Source organism: Flavobacterium sp. NKUCC04_CG (assembly GCF_019345525.1).
Classification (GTDB): Bacteria; Bacteroidota; Bacteroidia; order Flavobacteriales; family Flavobacteriaceae; genus Flavobacterium.
The window spans coordinates 173,663-199,139 of sequence record NZ_JAHKRA010000004.1; the positions used below are offsets into that span (position 1 = coordinate 173,663).

Consider the following 25,477-nt stretch of genomic DNA (forward strand, 5'->3'; position numbering starts at 1 on the left):
TTAATTTTATGGTGACTTATCTTAGTTTTGTTAGGAAGAAGCTTGCTTTGCTTCTTTTTGTTTCTTTTATTTTTACGGCTATCAGTTATGGGCAGCAATCCGGTTGTCCTCAGGATTTTGATTGCGATGGAATCACCGACGATTTAGATGTTGATGACGACAACGATGGTATTTATGATCATATTGAAGCCCCAAATTGTTTTTATTTAGACAAAAGTGTTTTTGAGAGCGGTGACCGCTCGGACTTATTAGTTGCCAGTACCACTTTACCTTTTTCAAATGAAAATCCCGCTTGGCTAATAGGGGGTATGCCGAGTCCTTCAGCTGGGTTAACCATTGCTGGTTCTGTTGATTTGACGCAAGTTGAAATCATGCGATTGACAACAAAAGCTGCTGCGGGTATCGAATATACAGCCGTTACTTTAAATTTTAATGGAACATATTTTTTCGCAGCTTTTGCTAAAGTTGTTTTACAGGGTTCGCATGATGGCGACAACTGGCTGGATTTATCGGAAGTGGTTGCTCCTGGTAGTGGGGCCAATATAACTGTGGAGGTGACAAAAAACCAGCGTAGATATCAATTTTACCGCCTTTTAGGAGTAGAAGGGCTCCGTGGGCCAGCTATCCGTGTATTTCGCCAAATTACAGCTCAGGTGGGTTCGTATATGCCTTCTTTCTATCAAAAAGCCAACTGTGTTGACGAGGATATAGATGGTGATGGTATGCCCAATCATCAAGATTTAGATAGTGATGGTGACGGTGCTTTTGATGTTGTAGAAGCCGGTTTTATTGATGCGGATAATAATGGACATCCAGGTAGCGGTAGGGTGCTTGTAGATGAAGATGGCGCGATTGTGGGGCATCATTATCGTGTTCCTTACGAATTTTATAAGATAGCAACTATAAATGCGGGCAAGGATACCGATGGTGATGGCATTTATGATGTGTTTGATGTGGATGCCGATAACGACGGTATTTATAATCATTTTGAGTCCCCAAATTGTTACGAAAGCGACAAAACGACCTATGAAACTGGCAATAGAACTTCGCTGATGCAAGCCACAACAACCCTAAATTATGTTAGCGGCAAGCAAGAGTATTTAATTGATGGCATTGCTACTTCAGCTCAAGGAATAACTTGGGCGTCGTCTCAGACTTTACAAAATCAAGAGGTATTTAGATTGACAACCCGACTGGCTTTAGGAATACAATTTTCATCGATAGATTTAATTTTTAATGGAGCTGGAGCCTTTACACCGAGCAGTAGGTTAATCATGCAAGGGTCACAAGACGGAATAGATTGGGTTGATTTGACTGAAGAAATAAAGCCTTCTACAGCAGCAAATGTAACCATAGTGGTGACTAAGAATCAGGATATCTATCGTATGTACCGCTTGCTTGGACAAGCAGGAACGACCGGGACAACCAGCAGGAGTTTAATGGAGATAACGGCTATAACCCAAAACTACCTACCGGCACTTTATCCTAAAATAAACTGCACTAATGAAGATTTGGATTTAGATGGCGTTGCTAATCATCTGGATTTGGACAGTGATGGGGATGGAGCAAGTGATGTGTTGGAAGCGGGATTTTCCGATCCAGATGGCGATGGATTTGTTGGTGTAGCTCCTGTACTTGTAAATCGATTCGGTGCGGTAGATGGGCATGGATATTTACAGCCGCTTGGCTATTATAAAATTAGAGAGGTTGTTGCAACCGATGATTTTGATGGTGATGGTGTTTTTGATCTTTTTGATGTGGACGATGATAATGACGGTATTTTTGATCATATAGAATCTCCCAATTGTTTTGAATTAGATGCGAAGATTTATGAAATTGGCGATAGAAGGCACCTACTAGAAGTCACAACTACATTGCCGATTCGAACGGGTAATGCCGACTTATTAATCGACGGAATCGAAACGCTAAGTAATATTGGAATACAAATTCCAGCGGCAACCGCTCTAGGAAATAAAGAGATTTTTAGATTGACTACAACTATGGCCCTGAGTATAGAATATGCCTCTATACGAATGTTGTTTAATACTACAGGTTTTTTTTCAAACGGTTCACAAGTAATTTTACAGGCAACCAACGACGGTATTAATTGGATTGATTTAACTGAAGGCATTAGCCCGAGTTTGAGCAATGAATCCGTTTTTGTTGTAACCAAAAATCAGGCCTTATATCGATCGTATCGATTATGGGGTATAGCGGGTTTTACAGGAACGACCGCTAGAAATATTCTGGAGATTACAGCTACTGTTGCTAATTATCACCCTTCTTTATATCCGAAAATGGGATGTAACGGCCATGATGTTAATGGAAACGGCAGGCCCAATCACCAAGATTTAAATGCAGATGGTGATTCGTGTTTTGATGTTACAGAAGTGGGTTTTGAAGATCCTGATCGCGATGGAATACTGGGTATTAGTCCCGTTACAGTAGATCAATATGGTAAGGTGATTGGGGCAGTTGGTTATACCTTACCTCGAAATTTGTATTGGTTGGAACCCTCTAGAAACGTTTGTACTGGTGTTGGAATTCCAATAGATGAGGATTCTCATTGTCTAGATATGGGCGATATCACTAACGATTATGGATTGATACAATCTTTGTTTCATATGAGTATGGTTCGTACCAAATCAGGTTTTTCAATCTTTGGGGAACACACTAGCCCATCAGGGGTTGGAAACTTATTGTTTCCGACAGAAATTATTCCGAGCAATGGATTTAATTATGGCGGTGATATCATAGCTGGAACTGTTGGAGGTGGCTATAGTAGAGTTACCTGCTTCGTATTGTCTACAGCAGGATTATATACTTGGGGAGTTAAGGCTCAAGTACCGCAGCCGTGGAGACGTTCGGGACGGGGATTTCAATCGATTCCGTTACCCGACGGGATTAATCCTCGAGATGTCAAAGTGATTAGTGCAACGGCATCTGGTTTCGACATGGGAAGTTTGGTGTTGTTGACCAAATGGGGTGATGTCTATGTGTTGGCTGCAGGTGCTCAACAAAGTGCGGCGGTTTATGGCGACGGTAGTACTGCTATTGATTTTGCTTGGCACAAAGTTTTAATCGGGCAGGTTGTGTCTGTAAAATTATTTGGTACGGGTACGGCTATGGCTCTTACCTTAAACGGCGATTTGTTTACATGGGGAAGTAGTATCTTTTTAGGTGATGGTTCTAACGAGACTAACAGTGCTGTGCCAGTTAAAATGACACTCCCGAATGGGGTTAATCGAGTGATTATGACCGCGATGACTGGTGAAAGTTCAACACTGACTTATTATGTATTAGGCGATGATAAACGCGTGTATTCCTTGGGATATAATGTTGGCGGTGTTTTGGGAATTGGTATTGATGGAGGAGCAGTGAGAACCTCTTGGCAGACCGTAATGAGTCCTACTGGCAGCGGAGTAGGGACAGGTACCGGATTTTTGGAAAATATAAAGTTTATTAATGGAGCTCTGCACAACCCATTTTCGGGAGCTGCAGGAGCTATCGATGAAGATGGAGTACCTTATTTTTGGGGTTCTAATGAGCCGACTTACGTTCGATTAGGGTTTAATGGCGGTAATGTGACCCAGCCTAGAATTCCAAATGGAATTACACCAGGAGTACACGATATAATGTATATTGAATTAGGAGGGCACGTTACACCGGTTATCGATAAGAAACTCGGTAAGTACGGATACGTAGGACATAAAATTGCAGGCAGTATGGGTGATGGAGGTCAGGAAGCTACCATCACGGTTTATGATTTTACCAACACGCCTGTTATTGACTTTTGTAATATTGTTATTGGCGAACCTAAAAAAACACGTGTTACTATTAATCCAATGAATATTAACTTACCACTAAAAAAACTAACACTAATCAGTCCTTAAGTTTTACATCTAGTATTGATATAAAAAACAGCTGTTGTTTGGACTTTTTGCCAAAGTAACCTATAGCTGTTTTAAACAAAAAACGCCTGAATGAATTTCAGGCGTTCTTTATAAAGAAAGGGAATTATTTTGCTGCAGCATATCTCTTTGCTACTTCATCCCAGTTGATTACATTAAAGAAAGCAGTAATATAATCAGGTCTGCGGTTTTGGTAGTTTAAATAATAAGCGTGCTCCCAAACATCCATTCCTAAGATTGGAGTTCCTTGACAAGTAACACCTGGCATTAATGGGTTGTCCTGATTAGGAGTTCCACAAACAGCTAGTTTTCCGTCTTTCACACACAACCAAGCCCATCCTGAACCAAACTGAGTAGCTCCAGCTTTAGCAAAAGCCTCTTTAAAAGCTTCAAAAGAACCTAAGTCTTTAACAATTGCAGCAGCCAATTCTCCAGTTGGTTCTCCGCCACCGTTAGGGCTCATTACTTCCCAGAATAAGTTGTGGTTATAAAATCCACCACCGTTGTTGCGTACAGCTCCGTTAGTCATGTCTAAATTGTGAAGAATTTCTTCGATGCTTTTTCCTTCTAATTCGGTACCAGCAATAGCTGCATTTAAGTTAGTAGTATAAGCGTTATGATGTTTAGTATGGTGTATTTCCATCGTACGAGCATCAATATGCGGTTCTAACGCGTCGTAAGCGTAAGGTAATTTCGGTAATTCGAATGCCATAATTAGTATTATTAAAAAGATTAGTATTATTTTTATTCAAATTTAATGATTTAACTTCAATATCAAAAGGAGACTAAGTTTAATTATTCTTAACTATAATATACAGCTATTAAGTGACTACTGCCTCATTTTCAATTTATAACGCCTCAGCCGGATCCGGCAAAACCCATACCTTAGTCAAAGAATATTTAAAAATCCTGTTAACAGACAAGACAAACGATGCCTATAAAAACATTTTGGCCATTACTTTTACCAATAAAGCGGTAGAAGAAATGAAAAGTAGGGTGGTCTCCAGTTTGTTTGCCTTTTCACAAGAGGATATTCCGGAAAAACAATGGGGTATGTTACAACAAATCGAATTGGAAACCGGGTTGAAAGTCGATTTTATCCGAAGCAAGTCTAAATTGATTATCAAAAACATCATTCATAATTATGCTGCTTTTGATATTTCAACCATTGATAAGTTTACCCATAAAATCATCCGGTCTTTTGCCCACGATTTAAACCTGCCTATTACTTTTGATGTTTCGTTGGAGTCCGAAGAACTGTTGCAAGAAGCAGTCGATGCGATTGTTTCTAGGGCGGGTACCGACAAGGAACTGACCGACTTACTAATCGATTTTTCGATTGATAAGGCCGATAACGATAAAAGCTGGGATGTGACTCGAGAGTTGTTGGAAATCGGCTATCTGTTGATGAATGAAAATAATCGTGACGAAATAGCCCTATTTCAAGATAAGAATTTACCTGATTTTGTAGCGGTTCGCGATCGATTAAAGGCGGAAATCAAGAGAATTTCTGCCGAAACAAAGGTTTTGGGGAAAGAGGCATTACAATTGATTTCCGATTACGGAATCGACGAAAAGTCGTTTTCCAGAGGAACTTTTCCCAACCATTTAAAAAAAATAGAAAGCGATGAGGTATTGGCATCGCATAAGCGGTTTGTAAATTTTGACGATATTCAAATCAATAAAACAGCCAAGGATCGAGATCTCATAGAAGGCATCATACCTCAGTGGATTGAGCTTTTGCAACAGGTGTATCAAGCCTATGCTAAACGGTCGTTTTACGAGGCTTTTTTAAAAAATATCACGCCGTTATCACTGCTAAATACAATTCGACAAGAGCTTGATAAAATACAAACAGAGCAAAATATACTTTCGATTTCTCAGTTTAATGCCATCATTCACAAGGAAATTCAGAATCAGCCCGCTCCATTTATATACGAACGATTGGGTGAGCGCTACCGACACTTCTTTATTGACGAATTTCAAGATACATCGGAAATGCAATGGCTTAATCTAGTTCCGCTGATTGACAACGCATTGGCGGGAGAAGATTTGTCGGGTACCAAGGGAACCTTGATGATTGTTGGTGATCCAAAACAGTCTATTTACAGATGGAGAGGAGGTAAGGCAGAGCAATTTATCGCTTTGAGTAAAAAGGATAATCCCTTTTCGAATCCGAGTAAAGAAACGGTGGTGTTAGGGAAAAACTATCGGAGTTACTCAGAGGTGATTGAATTTAATAATGCTTTTTTTAAAGATATTTCGCAGTCATTTACACAGGTAGATTACAAAGATTTATACGAAAATAATAGTGGACAAGAAATCAATTCTAAAATTGGAGGTTATGTAAACATACAATTTTTGCCCAAACCCGAATCGGAAGACGAATTGGAAACCAAGGAAGAATTACACGTAAAAGCTACTTTGGAGACCATTAAAAAAGTAAAAGCACAAGGCTTTGAATACCGCGATATCGTAGTGTTAACGCGTAAACGCTCGGCGGGTGTGGCTTTGGCTAATTACTTGACCGAGCAAGAGGTGCCGATTTTATCGTCGGACTCCCTATTGATTGATAATGCGACCGAAGTACGTTTGATTATTCAAGTATTGCGCTTTTTGAAAAATGATCGCGATAAGGAATCCAAGGCTTTGATGTTGTATTATGTGGCATCCAAACAGTCCGATGGGTATCCCATACACGATTTTATAGCAGAAGGATTGGCTTTGTATGTAGAAAGTGAACTCGAAAATTGGTTGGCTACTAAAGGGGTGGTCATCTCTTTTAATGCTTGTAGAAAGAAATCGCTATACGAAGCGGTAGAAGATATTGTAAGGGCCTTTTTACAAGATAAGAGCTCGATGTCGTATGTGTTGTACTTTTTGGATTTGGTTTTGGAACGCACCATTAAAAGCCAATACAGTATAGCTGACTTTTTGTATTTTTGGGAGAACAACGGACAAAAATTCAGTATTCCAACTCCGGAAGGCGTAGATGCCGTTCGTATCATGACCATTCACAAATCTAAAGGCCTGGAGTTTCCGGTAGTGATTTTTCCTTTTGCGGAAGAAGATTATTCCCGTCCTTCACGTAATAAATTGTGGTTGGATTTGAACGAAGAAGGATTGGATTTGCCCAAAGCCTTAGTCGATTCAAAAAAAGAAGTAGCTGAATATGGTGCTTGGGCAGAACAACTATATGAAGAAAAGCAGCAGGAAGAATTATTAGACAATGTCAATGTGTTGTATGTTGCCTTAACTCGAGCAGAAGAACAGTTGTATATTATATCGTCTAAAAACATCAACAGCAAAGGAGAGTTATCCAATAATATGTCCAAATTCTTTTTGGAGTTTTTGATAAAAACAGGTGTTTATACAGACGAGGATTTTAGTTATGACTTTGGAGTGCCGGTTAAGGTTTCAAAACCGCTAATTGATTATGGGGAACAGTCTAAAAACACCAATAAAACCATCCGTGCAGTAGATCGATTGATGGATTTTAAATCGATAAAAATTGCGCAACGAGAGGCTTTGATGTGGGATTCGGAAAGTCAGAAAGCCATTGAATATGGAAATATATTGCATCAAATGATGTCTTATATTAATACGTATAAGGATGTCGACGAGGCTCTAAGGAAAAGTCTGGAAATTGGATTAATTACGGAAAGTCAGCGTTTGAATTTTAAAGAATTGATTGAAAATATTGTTTTTAATCCAGAATTAGAACTGTATTTTGCAGAAAATGGCTTGGTTTTTAACGAACGTACTATTTTTAGTGCTACCTTTAAGAATATCAAACCGGATCGAGTGACTATTAGAGGGAGTCAAGCTTATCTATTGGATTATAAAACCGGAAAAGTCGAAGATGCCCATGTTAAACAAGTTCGAGAATATCAGCTCGCCCTAGAAGATATGGGCTATGTCGTGGCTAAAAAAATAATCCTATACACAGGAGATCACATAAATATGGTACATTTGCCATAGTAATTTTGAAACATAAATATTCATAAATATGTACGGAAAGATTAAAAACCATTTACAAGAAGAGCTTCAGGCTATTGAAGAAAATGGATTGTTTAAAAAGGAGCGTATCATCACTTCTCCACAAGGAGCGGAGATTACCATTTCAACAGGAGAAACTGTTTTAAATTTTTGTGCCAATAATTATTTGGGTCTTTCATCTCATCCAGAAGTGGTTCAAGCAGCTAAAGACACATTGGACAGTCATGGATTTGGTATGTCGTCTGTTCGTTTCATTTGTGGAACTCAAGACATTCACAAACAATTGGAAAAGACCATTGCCGAATTTTATGGAACAGAGGATACCATTTTATACGCCGCTGCGTTTGATGCCAATGGAGGTGTTTTTGAACCGTTGTTGGGAGCTGAAGATGCAATCATTTCCGATAGTCTAAATCACGCATCCATCATCGATGGAGTCCGCTTGTGTAAAGCTGCGAGATACCGTTATGAAAACAACGATATGAACGACTTGGAGCAACAATTGATTCAAGCCAATGCAGCGGGGCATCGCTTTAAAATTATTGTTACCGATGGGGTGTTTTCCATGGACGGATTAGTGGCGCCTTTGGATAAAATATGTGATTTAGCAGACAAATACGATGCTTTGGTTATGGTTGACGAATGCCATGCTGCCGGTTTTATCGGAGCTACTGGTAAGGGAACTTTGGAAGCAAAAGGTGTTATGGGTAGGGTTGATATCATTACCGGTACCTTGGGTAAAGCCTTAGGTGGAGCTATGGGAGGTTATACAACGGCTAAAAAAGAGATTATCGAAATCTTAAGACAGCGCTCAAGACCGTATTTGTTTTCAAATTCATTGGCGCCTGCCATCGTCGGGGCTTCGCTTAAAGTATTTGAAGTGCTAAAAAGAGATAATTCCCTTAGAGATAAATTGGAGTGGAATACCAATTATTTTAAAGCCGGAATCAAAAAAGCAGGATTGGAATTTATCGATGGCGACTCCGCTATAGTTCCAGTGATGTTGTATGATGCAAAACTCGCGCAACTCATGGCAGAAGAATTGCTTAAAAAGGGAATCTACGTAACGGGCTTCTTTTTCCCAGTTGTTCCTAAAGGTAAAGCGAGAATTCGCGTTCAATTATCAGCAGCACATACTCAAGAACACTTAGATAAAGCTATTCAGGCGTTTACAGAAGTAGGAAAACAGCTTAATATTATAAAATAAAGACAATTTTAGTAGGAAAAAGAGATAATTGTTAAGAATTTTTTTGTAGATAACAATTAAGGTCTTATTTTTGCTAGATATTATTACGTACAGTAAATAAATAAAAAAAGTTATGAAACATCTCAACAAATTATTTGCGGCAGCACTTCTTTGCGCGGGGTTAACCTCAAACGCTCAGAATGCGGATCACCCTTGGGCGGTGACTATCGGAGCCAATGCTGTTGATACTAAAATTAGTACAACAAACAATTTCTCCAACAGATTAGGAGGTTACTTCAACGTTAAAGACCAGTGGAATATCCTTCCGTCTGTATCTTACTTGAACGTAGCAAGATACTTAGGAGATGGTTTCTCCTTTGGAATCACAGGATCTGTAAATAAAATTGATAAGTTTATCAAACCGGAAGCAGAGAACTACGCGATCTACAATCCAGGTGATTTAACTTATTATGGTATTGATGCAGAAGTTAAATATAGCTTCAAAGATTTATTGAAATTTAAAGTAGTTGACCCTTTCTTATTAGTTGGTGGGGGATACACTTTTATGGGAGATGCTAGTGCAGGTACTGTAAATGGAGGTTTAGGTTTAAACTTTTGGTTTACTGAAAACCTTGCGTTAACAGTTCAATCTACGTACAAACATTCATTTGATGATACAAGAACTCCTAATGTTGATATTGCTTCGCATATGCAACATTTCGCAGGTATTAAATTCCAATTTGGTGGAAAAGATACAGACGGAGATGGAATCTTAGACAAATATGACGAATGTCCAGATGTTGCAGGTCTTAAAGAATTCAACGGATGTCCTGATACAGATGGAGACGGAATCCCTGACCATTTAGACGAATGTCCAGATGTTGCTGGATTAGCAGAATTCAGAGGATGTCCTGATACAGACGGAGACGGAATCCCTGACCATTTAGACGAATGTCCAGATGTATTTGGTCTTAAAGAATTTAACGGATGTCCTGATACTGACGGTGACGGAGTACCAGATCATAAAGACGAATGTCCTGAAGTTAAAGGTCCTAAAGAAAACAAAGGTTGTCCTTGGCCAGATAGAGATGGAGACGGAGTACCAGATCATTTAGACAAATGTCCAGATGTTGCAGGTCCTGCTTCTAACAACGGATGTCCAGAAATCAAGGAAGAGCAAATGAAACAGTTGAACGACTACGGTAGAACTATCTTATTCAACACTGGTAAATTTACTTTCCAAGAAAAAACTTACCCTGTTCTTGATAACATGGCAAAAATCATGAGAGAGTACCCAACTGCTAAATTTAGCATTGAAGGACACACTGATAGCACAGGTTCTGATAAAATCAACTTACCATTATCTGAAAACAGAGCTAATGCAGTAAAAGTTTATTTGATTGAAAAAGGTATCGATGCTTCTAGATTAACATCTAAAGGTTACGGGTCTTCTAAACCAATTGAATCTAACAAAACTGTTAAAGGTAGAGAGATCAATAGACGTGTAGAGGTTGTATTAGAAAAATAATCATCCTTCTTAAATAATTGAAAACGCCTCGAGAAATCGAGGCGTTTTTTTTATATATTTATGCGATACTATAAAGACTGCATAAAAGTATATGCTCTTATAAAATTCTTCCATTAGGATAAAAATCATAAAAAAATCAAGTTTTCGGATTTTTTCAAAATGCCAATACTATATGAACAAGATGAGTTTTCTAGATAAATTAAGCGCGGAAATCAAAACCGATTTCCCCGATTCATTAAATGACTTAATCGTTGTTTTGCCCAATAAAAGAGCTAAGGTATTTTTGTTAGAGGCCTTAAAAAAACAATATGCTAAAAGCCTTTTTGCTCCAGAGATCATCAGTGTTGAAGAATTGGTTCAAGAAATATCTGGAATACGGGCTTTAGACTCGATCGAACTCGTTTTTGAGTTTTATGAAGTCTATCGAACCGTAGTCACTCCAGAAAAATCACAACCTTTTGAGCAATTTGCCAATTGGGCTAAAATGTTGTTACAAGATTTTAATGAAATCGACCGTTATTTGCTCAATCCCGATCGAGTTTTTTCCTATTTAAAAGATATTGAAGACATCAAGCATTGGTCCTTGGATTTGGAAAAACGAACGACGATGATTCAAAATTATTTAGAATTTTGGGAGATGATGCCTGTATATTATCACGCTTTCTTTAAATACTTATCCGATAAAAGAGTCGGTTATCAAGGACTGATTTACCGCTTAGCAGTTGATAAATCTGCGGAATTCGCATCCAAACTCGGTGCTAAAAAAATGTATTTCGCTGGATTCAACGCCTTAAATGCCGCAGAAGAAGTCATTATTCAAGCGTTTTTAGAGCGTGATTGTGCTAAGGTTTTTTGGGATATTGATGCCGTTTTTCTAGACGACCCCTATCACGATGCCGGTTTATTTCTAAGAAGGATAAAAAGGGATTGGAAGTATTATCGTACACATCCCATGGATTGGATTGTCAACGATTTTAGTGATGAAAAAACAATACGAGTTATTAAAACGCCAAAAACCGTTGGACAAGCTCGAATTGCTGGTAAGCTAATCGAAAAGATAAAAAGTGAAAATCAAAGCCTTAATCAAGTGGCTTTGGTGCTCGGTGAAGAGAATTTGTTAATGCCTGTTTTGTATTCCTTACCCGTAGAAGTGGATGCTTTAAATATTACTATGGGTTATGATGGACGCAGCAACCCGGTTCAGATACTGATTTCCAAACTGTTTAAAATGCATCTTAATGCCCTACGTAGAGATGCTGTAAATTACACCTTATATCATAAAGAAGTTTTGGATGTTTTGAGTAATCCAATGATTGAGCCCTATATAGATGCGGGCGTAACCATTAAAAACATACACGAAGGGAATCTTACTTTTTTTAGTCTAGACAGCTTAAAAGCTTTTAATGCTGAACCCAATATCTTGCGCGATTTGGTGTTGACCAAATGGGAAACGACGCCTTTAGACGTATTGCGATTGTTGTCGGCAATTATTTCAGAAATCAAAAATAGATTATCTACCGATGCGGAAGAGGATAAAGTGGTAAAGACTTTTTTGTATTCCATGTTTCAGTTAATCAATAAATTGATCAACTACGGAGAACAATATCCAACCATGGACTCGATAGAAAACGTATATGCTATTTACAAGCAGGTGATTGATTTGGCTGAAGTGTCTTTTGAAGGGGAACCTTTAAAGGGTTTACAGATTATGGGTGTTTTGGAAAGTCGTGTTTTGGATTTTGATACCGTAATTATTACTTCGGTAAATGAGGGTAAATTTCCAGCAGGAAAATCTCAAAATTCGTTTATTCCTTATGATGTAAAGCGCGAGTTGGGTTTGCCTACCTATAAAGAAAAAGATGCGATTTACAGTTATCACTTTTACCACCTGTTGTTGCGGGCTAAAAATGTATATCTGTTATACAACTCGGAGGCAGAGGGTTTGGATGCTGGTGAACGCAGCCGATTTATTACGCAGTTGGAAATTGAGAAAAGACCCAATCATCATTTGGAGCATCTGACCTATGCAGCCTTTCTACCGGAAAAAGCATATCAGCCTATTGAGGTGCCTAAATCGAAACTTTTGCAAGAAAAATTAAGAGAGATTGCCTCGGAACGCGGTTTTTCACCATCGGCTTTAACGAACTATTTGCGCAACCCTATACAGTTTTACCTTCAACGTGTATTGAGAATACGGGAAGTTGATGAAGTAGAGGAAAGTGTGGCTTTAAATACTTTGGGAACCATTATTCATAATGCTTTAGAAGAATTGTATAAACCGTTGGTTGGTAGGATTTTGACAGTAAGTGATTTAGATGACTTGCAAAAACGTTCCGACGCAGTGGTTGAAGTGGAATTTGAAAAGGAATACAGTAGTAACAAAGACAAACTCGGTAAGAATTTACTCGCCTTTGAAGTGGCCAAAAGAAACGTTTTTCACTTCTTAATGGAAGAACGCAAAAACCTACTAAACGGCGATGTGGTACAAATCTTGGAATTGGAACGTTTGTTGGAGTACCAATTAATCGATGAGCGATTGCCATACCCAGTCAACCTATTTGGTTATGTTGATCGTATCGAAATTCGAAATGAAGCTATACGCGTTATTGATTATAAATCTGGAAAAGTGGAGTCAAATCAATTGCGTTTAAAAAATTGGGAAGGCTTAACGACTGAACTTAAAAATGATAAAATCATACAACTTTTGTGTTATGCATTGATGTTTGAAGAAGAAGCGGCTGGTAGGGCTTTGGAAGCGGGTATCTATTCGTTTAAAAATCGCAAGGAAGGGTTTTTGTTCTTTGGCGTGCGACAAGGACGAGAAGTGGATCAAGTTATTACAACTGAAGTATTGGCAGAATTTCGAACGGAATTGGTATCACTGATCAATACTATTTTAAAAGCAGATACCAATTTTATAGAAGAGCTGATACGTTGATAGGCGGATATGCTGATACGCGAATGGGCTTATAAGCATATAAGCGTATGGGCGTATAGACGTATAGACTTCTAAATTATTTTAGCTTAAAAAACTTCCCTAAAATATCGAGTAATTCTGCTTCGTTTTCGATATGTACCATGTGTCCACCTGCTGTACTGGCCAATTGAACCGGACTTCCCTCGACTTGTTCGATGGCTTCCTCGTATGGAATAACGCTGTCTTTTTCTCCTAAGATTAATAAAATCGGATAGGGTGCAAAATGAAAGATGACCTCGCGGTCCGGACGTATTTTCATCCCTTCCAATGCGGCAATCATGCCTTGTTTGGACGTTAGAAGTGCCTGATTTTTGGCCTGCTCAATTTCGTCAGGAAATGCTTTTTGTGCCGATTCTCCGAATAGATTGGAAATCGACATGGTAACAAAAATGGAACTGTTTTTCTTGACTAATTCTATGGCGCGGTCGCGATTGATTTGACGCATTTCACTATCAGCGCGAGAAGTTGAAGCAACCAATGCCAAACTCCGAACATGGTCTGGATACAATTCTGCGAAGGCTAAGGCAACATAGCCGCCCATGGAATGACCAATCAAGGTCACTTTGCGAATTTTTAGTTCAGATATTATGGCAAATACTGCGTCGGCCATATCTTCCATACTGTGAACATAACCGGTACAACCCGATTGTCCGTGTCCAAGCAGGTCAATCGCGATAACACGGTATTTGGTCTCAAAATGACTCATACAAGCATCCCACATGGATGAATTTTCTAAAAAACCATGTAAAAATACCAGTGCATTACCTTTGCCGCCCTCGGTAAAAGACAGTGTGGTGTTTTTGTGAATAGTCTGTTTTGTTGTCATTGGGAATGAGAGTTAAATGCAAAAATACAATTTATATAAAAAAGCGTAGACTTTAATAGCTAGTATTTGTTTTTGGGCGTACCCCAAAGGGTCGGGCTATCCGCTATATCTTTTGTTTCGCTTTGCTACACCAAAGGATGTCGCTGCTATCCCTCACGCAATACGTATAAATATTTCTTTTAGCATTTAAAAAAACTTACTTTTGCAGTCAATCATTCCTTTATAATGGCTCAGAATATCACTTTGCGAATACCCCCGGCGGAAGCTGCAGACGAAAACTTACTTAAAGCGCGAATTGCTCAGGCGGTTAAGGTGCCTATAAGTAAAATCAATGCTTATCAAATCATTAGAAAATCTTTGGATGCGCGTTCGAGAAATATTGTGATGCAATTGCAAATCAATGTTTTTGTTGACGAAGTCTTTAAAGATGCTTTTGCATTTTTTCCAAATCTGCAAAATGTAAGTAATGCAAAACCGGTATATATTGCTGGGGCAGGACCTGCAGGATTGTTTGCTGCTTTGGAATTGATTGAATTGGGGTTAAAACCGATTATTATTGAACGAGGAAAAGATGTGCAAAGCCGTCGCCGTGATTTGGCAGCAATGAATAAAGAGGGGATTGTTAATCCGGAATCCAATTATTGTTTTGGTGAAGGCGGCGCGGGAACTTATTCAGACGGAAAACTTTATACGCGCTCCACCAAACGCGGTAACATCATTAAAAGTTTACAGTGGTTTCATTATTTTGGAGCCTCAGAAGATATTTTGCAAGAAGCACATCCTCATATAGGTACTAATAAATTACCGGCTATCATTGCCAATATGCGTAAGGGAATTGAGGAGTGTGGAGGAGAAGTGTTGTTCGACACCAAGTTGACGGATATTCACATAGAGAGTGATCAACTTAAGGGAATTACGCTTAATGATGAAATCAAGATAAAGACAGATAAATTAATTCTGGCTACAGGGCATTCAGCAAGAGATATCTTTAGGATGTTGGCAGCAAAAAAAGTGTATTTAGAAGCAAAACCCTTTGCATTAGGTGTTCGTATAGAGCATCCACAAGCGCTTATTGATCAGGTGCAGTATCATTGCGGTCTAGGGGAATCGCGCAATCCATTACTGCCTGCTGCAGCTTATTCCTTGGTTAGTCAAGAAGCAGGGCGTGGTGTTTTTTCTTTTTGTATGTGCCCTGGAGGTATTATTGCTCCGGCCAGTACGGATGAAGGTGAATTGGTAGTCAACGGTTGGTCACCATCTAAGCGCGACGGACTTTATGCCAATTCCGGTATGGTGGTGACTGTAGATGAAAAGGATTTTGCGCAATACGGTTTTACAGGCCCTTTAGCGGCTATGGAATTTCAACAATTAATTGAAAAAAGAGCTTGGACGGCAGGTGGCGGTAGATTAAAAGCACCGGCGCAACGCATGACTGATTTTGTCAGCGGAAAAATGTCTACTTCACTACCGGATTGTTCCTATTTACCGGGAATTACACCCAATTTATTGGATCAAGTATTGACCAAAGAAGTTCGTGTTGCTTTGCAACAGGGATTTGTGTCATTTGGAAATAAAATGCGCGGCTATTATACCGAAGAGGCAGTAGTAGTAGCAACGGAAAGTAGAACTTCGTCACCGGTGCGTATTCCTAGAGATGAGATTACTTTAGAGCACGTTCAGGTCAAAGGATTGTTTCCTTGCGCTGAAGGAGCGGGTTATGCCGGTGGTATTATTTCGGCTGCCATGGATGGGGTCAAAGTAGCTCAGGCTGTTTTTCGAAAATAGTAAAAACTAAACAGTAACCCATGACCAGAAATTGGACTGTTCATGGGTTGTTGTTTGTTAGTTCATTAAATCCTCAATTTCTTCTGCTAGTATTGGGATGTTTTTCATCAGATTAATCGGTTCTCCTTTAGGTTGAATAACCACATTGTCTTCAATTCGGACTCCAAAACCTTCTTCGGGTATATAAATTCCAGGTTCTACTGTAAAAACCATATTCGCTTCCATGGGTAAGTGAAGTAGTCCATAGTCGTGGGTATCCAGTCCCATATGGTGTGAGGTGCCGTGCATAAAATATTTTTTATAGGCAGGCCAAGCCGGGTCTTCATTTTTTATGTCTGCACGATCTAAAAGTCCTAAATCAAGTAATTCCGAAGTCATGATTTTTCCAACTTCGGTATGATAGTCTCTCCATAGTGTACCCGGTACTAGCATTTTGGTTGCTTCGTTTTTTACGCGCAATACTGCATCATAAACTTGACGTTGGCGGCTGCTGTACTTTCCGTTTACGGGAATGGTTCTCGATAAATCGCTAGAATAATTGGCATATTCAGCAGCGGTATCAAACAAAATAATGTCGCCTGCTAAACACTTTTGGTTGTTTTCTATATAATGCAACACATTGCTGTTGTTTCCGGAAGCTATAATGGGAGTATAGGCAAACCCTTTAGAGCGGTTTCGGATAAACTCATGTATCAATTCGGCTTCGATTTCGTATTCCCAAACACCGGGTTTGACGAATGGCAAAATACGGCGAAATCCCTTTTCAGTGATGTCGCAGGCGTGTTGGATTAAGGCTATTTCTTCGGGTTCTTTTATCGATCGAATTTTTTGAAGAATGGGATTGCTTTTTGCTACACGGTGGGCTGGATAAGTTTCTTTCCACCATTTAATAAAACGGTCTTCACGTGTTTGTGTTTCTACAGCAGAGCGATAATGTTCGTTGGTATTGATGTATATGGTATCGGCATAAGCCATCAATTCTTTTAAAATTTTTTGAAAATCTTGTATCCAATAAACCGTTTTGACTCCCGATACTTCAAAAGCTTGTTCTTGGGTTAGTTTGGCGCCTTCCCATACCGCTATATGGTCGTTGGTTTCCGTTAGGAAAAGAATTTCTCTTTGATGTTCAAAAGGGGCATCGGGAAATAAAACGAGTATCGATTCTTCTTGATCAACGCCGGATAAATAGAATATATCACGATGTTGCGCGAACGGTAAAGTGCTGTCTGCGCTTACCGGGTAAATATCATTAGAATTGAATACGGCTATGCTGTTGGCAGACATAGCAGCGGTGAATTTTTTTCTGTTTTTGATGAATAAATTACGGTCGATTTGTTTATATTTCATAGTTTTGAACTTTAATTCTTACGTTGATTTTCAAAGTTACTGACTTTTCTTTTAATAAGACTTTATAGCAGCTGAAAATATGGATACTCCTGTTGTTCGCTTACAAAGCAGCTGCCGTTTTGGCGAAGGGGAATTAGCGGAGAAAAATAATGTTTTTACAACAACAATTTCACATTTATGAAAACTTATATAATTCTGTTTTTTTTAGTATTTAGTCCCTTAGTGTTACCGGCACAGGAGGCGATTCCCTTTGTTATTTATTCCAAAAACGGAAAGCAAACCACTTATAAAAAGTTGATCAAGGAAGCTTCACAAAAAGATGTGGTACTTTTTGGAGAGTATCACGACAACTCTATAGTGCATTGGTTGCAGTTAAAGATGGCTCAGAATTTAGTAGGGCAGCGTTCCTTGATTTTGGGTGCAGAAATGTTTGAAGCCGATAATCAAGTGGGTTTGAATCAGTATTTAAGTGGTGAAGTTGATCAAAAAGGTATGGATACCCTAGTGCGTTTGTGGAATAATTATAAAACGGACTATAAGCCGTTGGTTGATTTTGCCAAAGCCAAACAACTCCGTTTTATTGCTACAAATGTTCCTCGTAGGTATGCGAGTAAGGTGTTTAAGGAAGGGGTAGCATCTTTGGGATTACTAAGCGCGGAAGAGAAGAAATGGATGGCTCCTTTGCCTTTTCCATATGATAAAAATTTGCCGGGATATCTGAAAATGATGGAAATGTTTGAGGATCATGCAAATGATAATTTACCTAAAGCACAGGCTATAAAAGACGCTACAATGGCTTATTTTATACAATTAAATCACCTTCCGAATAGCCTGTTTTTGCATTTTAACGGGAGTTATCACAGCGATAATTTTGAGGGTATTAACTGGTATTTAAATCGCTATAACTCTGATTTAAAGGTCTTAACTATTTCTACGGTTTCTCAGGAGAACCTTTCCAAGTTGGATAAGGAAAATTTGGGAAAAGCGGATTATATTATAGTCACAGATAAAGAAATAACTAAAACATTCTAATTTTTTTTAAATTTTCTTTAACATTTTTACTTTTTTTAGTTGTAATAAGTTTTTTTCCAGCAAAATAGGCTGCTTTCAGCTTGTTTATACCGAATATAAATAAATGAGCGCCTTTGTAAGTGTGTGGATTTAACTGTATTTTTGTTTTGATTTTTTTCACGAAAACTATTAAAATTACACTATGGCAAAATCTGCACTTTTAAAGTCGTCAATCGGTAAGAAATACTGGATGGCTCTTACGGGTTTATTTTTATGCGTGTTTTTGGTAGGTCACTTAGCAGGTAACCTTCAGTTGATCTTCGGTACTCAGTTGCAATTCAACGAGTATGCCTTGTTCATGACTTCCAATCCAGCAGTAAAAATTCTTTCTTACGTAACGTACATTTCAATTTTATTCCACGCTGTCGATGGGATTTTATTGACAATCCAAAACAAAAAAGCGAGACCAATCGGTTATGCAAAAAACAATGCGGCTTCAAACAGTGCTTGGCACTCGAGAAACATGGCAGTTTTGGGAACGTTAATCTTGGTATTCATCGCTACCCACATGGTCAATTTTTGGGCAAAAATGCATTTTTCTGAAATGCCTTTGCAAACAACGACCATCGAAGTACAACCGGGTATGGTTCAAGATTTTTATGTAACTACTCAAGGAGGATATTTGCCTAAAGATGGTGTGGAAATCAAAAACAAAACAGAGTTTTTTGATCCTACAGCTAAGGTTAAGATTGCACAAGGGTATAAAGATTTACACACCATTACTGTTGCGTTTTTTAAAGACCCAAAATACGGTTTAGCATTTACTGTTTTTTATGTGTTTTCAATGTTTGTTTTAGCCTTCCACTTAATGCATGGATTTAAAAGTGCTTTCCAGTCTCTAGGGGCAAATAATCCTAGATATAATGGTTTGATTTCAGGTACAGGTATAGGGTTCGCTATTATCGTTCCTTTGCTCTTCGCGATCATTCCAATTTACATTCATTTTATTAAGTAGTCATAAAACAATTGATTATGAAATTAGATTCAAAGATTCCAAATGGACCTATCGATAAGAAATGGTCAGAATATAAAGATCACATCAGTTTAGTAAACCCTGCAAACAAGCGTAATATCGATGTAATTATCGTAGGTACTGGTTTGGCAGGAGGTTCTGCTGCTGCGACATTAGCTGAGTTAGGATATAACGTAAAAGCTTTCTGTTATCAAGATTCACCAAGACGTGCGCACTCTATTGCGGCTCAAGGGGGGATTAATGCTTCGAAAAACTATCAAGGTGATGGGGATTCGGTTCATAGATTATTCTACGATACTGTAAAAGGTGGAGATTATAGAGCTCGTGAAGCAAACGTACACCGTTTGGCGGAAGTATCAGAAAACATTATCGACCAATGTGTGGCTCAAGGGGTTCCTTTTGCTCGTGATTACGGAGGTCTTTTAGACAACCGTTCTTTTGGTGGTGTTCAGGTTTCTCGTACTTTTTATGCTAAAGGACAAACCGGACAACAATTGCTTTTAGGAGCATATTCTGCTATGAACCGTCAAATCGGTCGTGGTAAAATAAAAATGTATAACCGTCACGAAATGTTAGATATCGTGGTTGTTGATGGAAAAGCAAGAGGAATTATTGCTCGTAACTTGATCAGTGGTAAAATCGAACGTCATTCTGCTCACGCTGTAGTTATTGCTACAGGTGGTTATGGAAACGTATTCTTTTTGTCTACCAATGCTATGGGGTCTAATGCTACTGCAGCTTGGAAAGCGCACAAAAGAGGAGCTTACTTTGCAAACCCTTGTTATACACAAATTCACCCAACATGTATTCCAGTTACAGGAGATCATCAGTCAAAATTAACTTTGATGTCGGAATCACTTCGTAACGACGGACGTATTTGGGTTCCAAAGAAAAAAGAAGATGCTTTGGCAATTAGAGAGGGAAAATTAAAGCCAACTCAAATCGCTGAAGGAGATAGAGATTATTATTTAGAAAGAAGATATCCTTCTTTTGGTAACTTAGTGCCTCGTGACGTGGCATCTCGTGCTGCTAAAGAGCGTTGTGATGCTGGTTATGGTGTTAATGCTACTGGAGAAGCTGTTTATTTGGATTTCGCTTCTGCAATCGAACGTTATGGGAAAGAGCAGGCGAGAATTCAGCATTTAGATGAAAACGATGCCAAATTGGTTTACAAATTGGGTCGTGATTTAGTGGAGAATAAATATGGAAACCTATTCCAGATGTATGAGAAAATCGTTGATGAGGATCCATATGTTACACCGATGATGATTTATCCAGCAGTTCACTACACTATGGGTGGTATCTGGGTGGATTATAACTTGATGACAACCATTGAAGGATGTTACTGTATTGGAGAGGCCAACTTCTCGGATCACGGAGCAAACCGTTTGGGAGCATCGGCTTTGATGCAAGGTTTAGGTGATGGATATTTCGTATTGCCTTACACGATCGGGGATTATTTATCTCAGGATATTCGTACAGGTGAAATTCCAACAGACCTTCCGGAATTTATAGAAGCAGAGAAAAACGTTACCGGTATGATTGATCACTTGATGAATAATAAAGGAACGCATTCTGTAGATTATTTCCATAAGAAATTAGGGAAAATCATGTGGGATAAGGTAGGTATGGCTCGTAACGCTAATGGGTTGACCGAAGCGATGAGCGAGATTGCTGTTTTAAGAGAAGAATTTTACAAAGATGTTAGAGTATCGGGTAGTGCAGACAGCTTTAACCAAGAATTGGAAAAAGCATTAAGAGTAGCCGATTTCTTAGAACTAGGAGAATTGTTTGCTAAAGATGCCTTACACAGAGAAGAATCTTGTGGTGGACACTTCCGTGAGGAACACCAAACTGAGGATGGTGAAGCGAAACGTGACGATGAAAATTTCGCATACGTAGCTGCTTGGGAATACAAAGGCAATCCAAGTGAATCAGTACTTCATAAAGAAGACTTGGTTTATGAAAACATTAAATTGGTAACTCGTAGTTATAAATAATATTGAGTATTAGATCTGTTTTAGATCAATATTCACTGTAAAAATTCGATATATGAATCTTACTTTAAAAATATGGCGTCAGAAAAACGCCCAAGATAAGGGTCAGATGGTTGATTATAAAATCAGCGGAATTGAACCTGATATGTCTTTCTTGGAAATGTTGGATGTTTTAAACAACCAATTGGTAGAGAAAGGCGACGATGCTGTAGCGTTTGATCACGATTGTCGTGAGGGAATCTGTGGTATGTGTTCGTTGTTTATCAACGGGGAAGCTCATGGACCGGACCGTGGTATCACCACTTGTCAGTTGCATATGAGAAAGTTTAAAGATGGCGATACCATTTACATCGAGCCATTTAGAGCCAAAGCATTTCCAGTAATTAAAGATTTAGTTGTAGATAGAACTTCTTTCGATAGAATTCAACATGCAGGTGGATTTATTTCTGTAAATACTTCGGGTAATACTCAAGATGCTAACAACATTCCTATTCCTAAACACGATGCGGACCGCGCTTTTGATGCGGCTACTTGTATCGGTTGTGGAGCTTGTGTGGCTACTTGTAAAAACTCTTCGGCTATGTTATTTGTTTCTGCAAAAGTTTCTCAATTCGCTTTGTTACCACAAGGACGTGTTGAAGCGACAGAGCGTGTACTTAACATGGTAGAACAAATGGATCATGAAGGTTTTGGTAACTGTACCAATACCGGAGCTTGTGAGGTAGAATGCCCGAAAGGAATTTCTTTGGAAAACATCGCTCGTATGAATAGAGAATACCTAAAAGCTAGTTTTAAATAAATAAAACGGTTTGTTATATGTAAAAGCGAAGACCACGGTCTTCGCTTTTTTTGTTTAAATCACTCAGACTTTGAGGGAGTAGGCATAGGGCTTGATGAAATGGTGTGGCAGCTGCAAATAATGCTACACTGACGAGAATTAGTAAAGTATGTAAAAAACACCTTAAAAGGTTTGATAGTGCATTTTTCTCGCATATTTTAAATTTATTTAGACATATTGAGTAAATGGTTTAGCTGAAATTAACTTAAAAAGTATAAAAATTTAAGATTAAATTAGGGTTTTCGGGCTCTATTATATTATATTTGGCAGCCAAGAAACAAAACGTTTTTTATCGGTTTTAAAACCTCCAACTATCTTATGAAAAAAATTACTTTATTGCTTTTATTCTTCTGTTTTCAATCTCAAGCCCAGTTTATGCATTTAAAAGTCAATCAGGAATCAGGCCCTGTTAAAATTACTTTTATGGACGACACCGTGCTGTCTGGTGTTGCTAAAAACAACAAGGCAGATGATTTTATGCTTAGAGGACTATCGAGGCAAAACGATCGAAATGCGATGAAGAATGCCAATATGGTAGCGGAAACCATTCAGTTTAAAGAGGAAGGCACAGATGAATTTAAGGTGTTCAATTCAAACCAAATTAAAAAAGTAAATTTTATATATACTGATGGTACCCTATATTGGGAGTATTTTCGAATCGAGGTGGCCAAGTTGGATTTGGATACGTTTGAGACTAAAAAAAGCGTCTCCATGTTTTTAACTAAATTAAGGGATGGGCATTTTCAGACTTATGGTTATGCGCTTTACAATAGCGGACTGTATATGTACACCTATGCATTTGTGAAAGTTATTGGAGAAGATTATACCGTTTCCTTAACTCAAAATACTTTGCTGTATTCAGACACTAAAATATTTAAAGTTTTGGATTATGTGGGAAAAGATTGTCCGGCTTATCAAAAGTATATGAAAGCCGTTGATGCTAAGGGAGATTTGATTTTTAGAAAGGAATATAAAGAAGCTTTTAACGCTTTTAAGGAAAGCATGAAGGAACGCTTAGCAAAATATTCAAAGGCAGAAAGACATATTAAAATTCAAGAAACCGTTGCATTTAATAAAATGAAAGATTTGTATTATATCGACTTTTTGGAGGGTAAATACGGGGAATTGTGTCAATAGAAATATTTTTTTGAATTTTTAAACGAATCTATTTTTTTAGTATTATAAGTATTTTATGAGAAACCTTATTTTAGTCTGTATATTGTTTTTTTGTTCGCAATCGCATGCGCAGTTTCGCTATGTTGACCAGTTTAAAGTCGCAGGACCTGTAGTTATTACTTTTAAAGACGGTACCGTACAGAGTGGTATTGTAAAATATCACAATCCGGGTAATTTGATTTCTAGAGACCAATACAAGTCGGCTTTTAAGGCTTTTAAATCAACAAAAAAACAAATCATTTCAGAGAATAGGGAAACAAAACAGCTCAGTATTGGTGAAGCAACAACAAATTTTAGAATGAGGAAGGACCTTTACTATATCGCATTTTTAAACGATAAATACGCCGAATTTTGCAAATAGTTAAAAAAGAGAAATAGTCTTATTTTTTTTATATATTTGAACCTTCAAACAAGAACAATGAAAAACACTAGATTAAATATGGCAATGATGATGATGTGGACTAAGTCTGCAGAGGTCGCTATTGCTTAAAATCTAACCCAGATATAAAGTTAAAGCCTCTGTAATTCAGGGGCTTTTTTTTTGGTGTAAAGCGAGTGATAAACTCGATTTGGAGATCAATAAATATTCTTTTTACGGAACTTAAATAAGGGGAAATAGCATAGTAATAGAACAGATGAATACATATAACGCAAACAGAGGAACGATGATGATGATGATGTACATAATGATGTATATCCGATTTGTTGTATCCAAAAGTTGACGAGTAGTAATTTAAAAAACACTTTAGTTTAAGCCCTTTTGGATTTTCCAAAGGGGCTTTTTTTTTAATATCAAATAAAACAGTATGCAAAAACCACCATCAACAGCAGCGACCGCACTTTATAAATTATTGCGTAAAAACATCCTCATTTTGGATGGGGCTATGGGCACCATGATCCAAAAGCACCAATTTTCTGAGGCGGATTACCGCGGGCAACGCTTTGCTCAATTTGAATATCCACTACAGGGAAACAACGATTTACTATCGTTAACACAACCCGAAGCTATTTTAGCAATTCACAGGCAATATTTGGAAGCAGGAGCAGATATCATCGAGACCAATACCTTTTCAAGTACCACAATCGGTATGGCCGACTACCATCTGGAACACTTGGCTTATGAATTGAATTTGGAGTCTGCTCGAATAGCCCGTAGGGCTGCGGATGAATATAGCTCAAAAACACCTTTAAAACTGAGATTTGTAGCCGGTGCGATGGGGCCTACAAATAGAACGGCGAGTATGTCTCCAGACGTTAACGACCCGGGATATCGAGCTGTAGGATTCGATGATTTAAGACTTGCTTATAAACAACAGGCGGAAGGACTTTTGGATGGGGGTTGTGATATCTTTCTCGTTGAAACCATCTTTGATACCCTAAATGCCAAAGCGGCCTTATTTGCGCTTGAGGAGCTTAAAGAGGAAAGGGAAGTGGATTTTCCAATTATGATTAGTGGTACCATTACCGACGCTTCGGGTAGAACATTGTCTGGGCAAACGGTCGAAGCTTTTTTGATTTCAATCGCGCATATTCCCGTTTTGAGTATCGGGTTGAATTGTGCTTTGGGTGCCGATCAGTTGAAACCTTACCTAAAAACCTTGGGACGAAATACAAGCAGTGCTGTCTCTGCCTATCCCAATGCAGGCTTGCCCAACGCCTTTGGGCAATACGACGAAACCCCAGAAGAAATGCAACAATTGATGCGTGGGTATTTTGCAGATAACTTGGTCAATATCGTTGGTGGGTGCTGTGGCACCACACCCGAACACATTCGTTTAATTGCTCAAGCAGCTCAGAAATTTCAACCCAGACCGTTTTCTATACCCCATATTATTTAGGTCAATAAACCGACACAGCCATCGC

General features: G+C 38.5%; 16 protein-coding genes. 13 read left to right on the forward strand and 3 right to left on the reverse strand.

The window, feature by feature from the left end; genetic code table 11:
• Positions 1-47 precede the first annotated feature (47 nt).
• Complete coding sequence (locus KO524_RS04785) at positions 48-3,893, forward strand: hypothetical protein (RefSeq protein WP_219291019.1); 3,846 nt, start codon at positions 48-50, stop codon at positions 3,891-3,893.
• A gap of 124 nt (positions 3,894-4,017) precedes the next feature.
• Here the strand turns inward: KO524_RS04785 and KO524_RS04790 are convergent, their stop codons facing one another.
• Positions 4,018-4,623 (reverse strand): superoxide dismutase, encoded by a 606-nt coding sequence (locus KO524_RS04790; protein ID WP_219291022.1) that lies wholly within the window; start codon positions 4,621-4,623, stop codon positions 4,018-4,020.
• 113 nt (positions 4,624-4,736) lie between these two features.
• Between KO524_RS04790 and KO524_RS04795 the strand changes: the two genes are divergently transcribed.
• The 4 genes from KO524_RS04795 to KO524_RS04810 all read left to right on the forward strand — a co-directional run bounded on the left by KO524_RS04795 (position 4,737) and on the right by KO524_RS04810 (position 13,562).
• Positions 4,737-7,892 carry a UvrD-helicase domain-containing protein gene (locus KO524_RS04795; protein ID WP_219291024.1) on the forward strand — a complete coding sequence of 1,052 codons (3,156 nt, stop codon included), beginning with the start codon at positions 4,737-4,739 and terminating at the stop codon, positions 7,890-7,892.
• A 28-nt stretch (positions 7,893-7,920) separates the two neighbouring features.
• On the forward strand, positions 7,921-9,117 hold the full coding sequence (gene kbl, locus KO524_RS04800; RefSeq protein WP_219291028.1) for a glycine C-acetyltransferase: 1,197 nt from the start codon (positions 7,921-7,923) through the stop codon (positions 9,115-9,117).
• Positions 9,118-9,229: 112 nt separating this feature from the next.
• Positions 9,230-10,624: an OmpA family protein gene (locus KO524_RS04805; protein WP_219291032.1), complete on the forward strand. Its 1,395-nt coding sequence runs from the start codon at positions 9,230-9,232 to the stop codon at positions 10,622-10,624.
• Between the two features lie 172 nt (positions 10,625-10,796).
• Positions 10,797-13,562, forward strand: coding sequence for a PD-(D/E)XK nuclease family protein (locus KO524_RS04810; RefSeq protein ID WP_219291035.1), 2,766 nt, complete (start codon positions 10,797-10,799; stop codon positions 13,560-13,562).
• 76 nt (positions 13,563-13,638) lie between these two features.
• On the opposite strand, the gene KO524_RS04815 is transcribed toward KO524_RS04810, so the two are convergent.
• Positions 13,639-14,427, reverse strand: coding sequence for an alpha/beta fold hydrolase (locus KO524_RS04815; protein ID WP_219291038.1), 789 nt, complete (start codon positions 14,425-14,427; stop codon positions 13,639-13,641).
• Between the two features lie 225 nt (positions 14,428-14,652).
• On the opposite strand from KO524_RS04815, the gene KO524_RS04820 reads away from it, so the two are divergent.
• Positions 14,653-16,212 carry an NAD(P)/FAD-dependent oxidoreductase gene (locus KO524_RS04820; RefSeq protein ID WP_219291040.1) on the forward strand — a complete coding sequence of 520 codons (1,560 nt, stop codon included), beginning with the start codon at positions 14,653-14,655 and terminating at the stop codon, positions 16,210-16,212.
• 57 nt (positions 16,213-16,269) lie between these two features.
• Here the strand turns inward: KO524_RS04820 and KO524_RS04825 are convergent, their stop codons facing one another.
• Positions 16,270-17,559 (reverse strand): aminopeptidase P family protein, encoded by a 1,290-nt coding sequence (locus tag KO524_RS04825; protein WP_219291042.1) that lies wholly within the window; start codon positions 17,557-17,559, stop codon positions 16,270-16,272.
• Between the two features lie 177 nt (positions 17,560-17,736).
• On the opposite strand from KO524_RS04825, the gene KO524_RS04830 reads away from it, so the two are divergent.
• From KO524_RS04830 to KO524_RS04860, 7 genes are all read left to right on the forward strand, one after another.
• Positions 17,737-18,591 carry a ChaN family lipoprotein gene (locus tag KO524_RS04830; RefSeq protein ID WP_219291044.1) on the forward strand — a complete coding sequence of 285 codons (855 nt, stop codon included), beginning with the start codon at positions 17,737-17,739 and terminating at the stop codon, positions 18,589-18,591.
• A gap of 181 nt (positions 18,592-18,772) precedes the next feature.
• The gene (locus tag KO524_RS04835; RefSeq protein ID WP_219291047.1) at positions 18,773-19,585 is read left to right on the forward strand and encodes a succinate dehydrogenase cytochrome b subunit; all 813 of its coding nucleotides are present in this window, start codon (positions 18,773-18,775) and stop codon (positions 19,583-19,585) included.
• 17 nt (positions 19,586-19,602) lie between these two features.
• Entirely contained in the window at positions 19,603-21,603 is a 2,001-nt protein-coding gene (locus KO524_RS04840; protein ID WP_219291050.1) for a fumarate reductase/succinate dehydrogenase flavoprotein subunit, read from the forward strand.
• 52 nt (positions 21,604-21,655) lie between these two features.
• On the forward strand, positions 21,656-22,399 hold the full coding sequence (locus KO524_RS04845; RefSeq protein ID WP_219291053.1) for a succinate dehydrogenase/fumarate reductase iron-sulfur subunit: 744 nt from the start codon (positions 21,656-21,658) through the stop codon (positions 22,397-22,399).
• Between the two features lie 357 nt (positions 22,400-22,756).
• On the forward strand, positions 22,757-23,575 hold the full coding sequence (locus KO524_RS04850) for a hypothetical protein (RefSeq protein WP_219291056.1): 819 nt from the start codon (positions 22,757-22,759) through the stop codon (positions 23,573-23,575).
• Between the two features lie 55 nt (positions 23,576-23,630).
• Positions 23,631-23,975, forward strand: coding sequence for a hypothetical protein (locus KO524_RS04855; RefSeq protein ID WP_219291059.1), 345 nt, complete (start codon positions 23,631-23,633; stop codon positions 23,973-23,975).
• Positions 23,976-24,420: 445 nt separating this feature from the next.
• Positions 24,421-25,452: a homocysteine S-methyltransferase family protein gene (locus KO524_RS04860; RefSeq protein WP_219291062.1), complete on the forward strand. Its 1,032-nt coding sequence runs from the start codon at positions 24,421-24,423 to the stop codon at positions 25,450-25,452.
• Positions 25,453-25,477 lie beyond the last annotated feature (25 nt).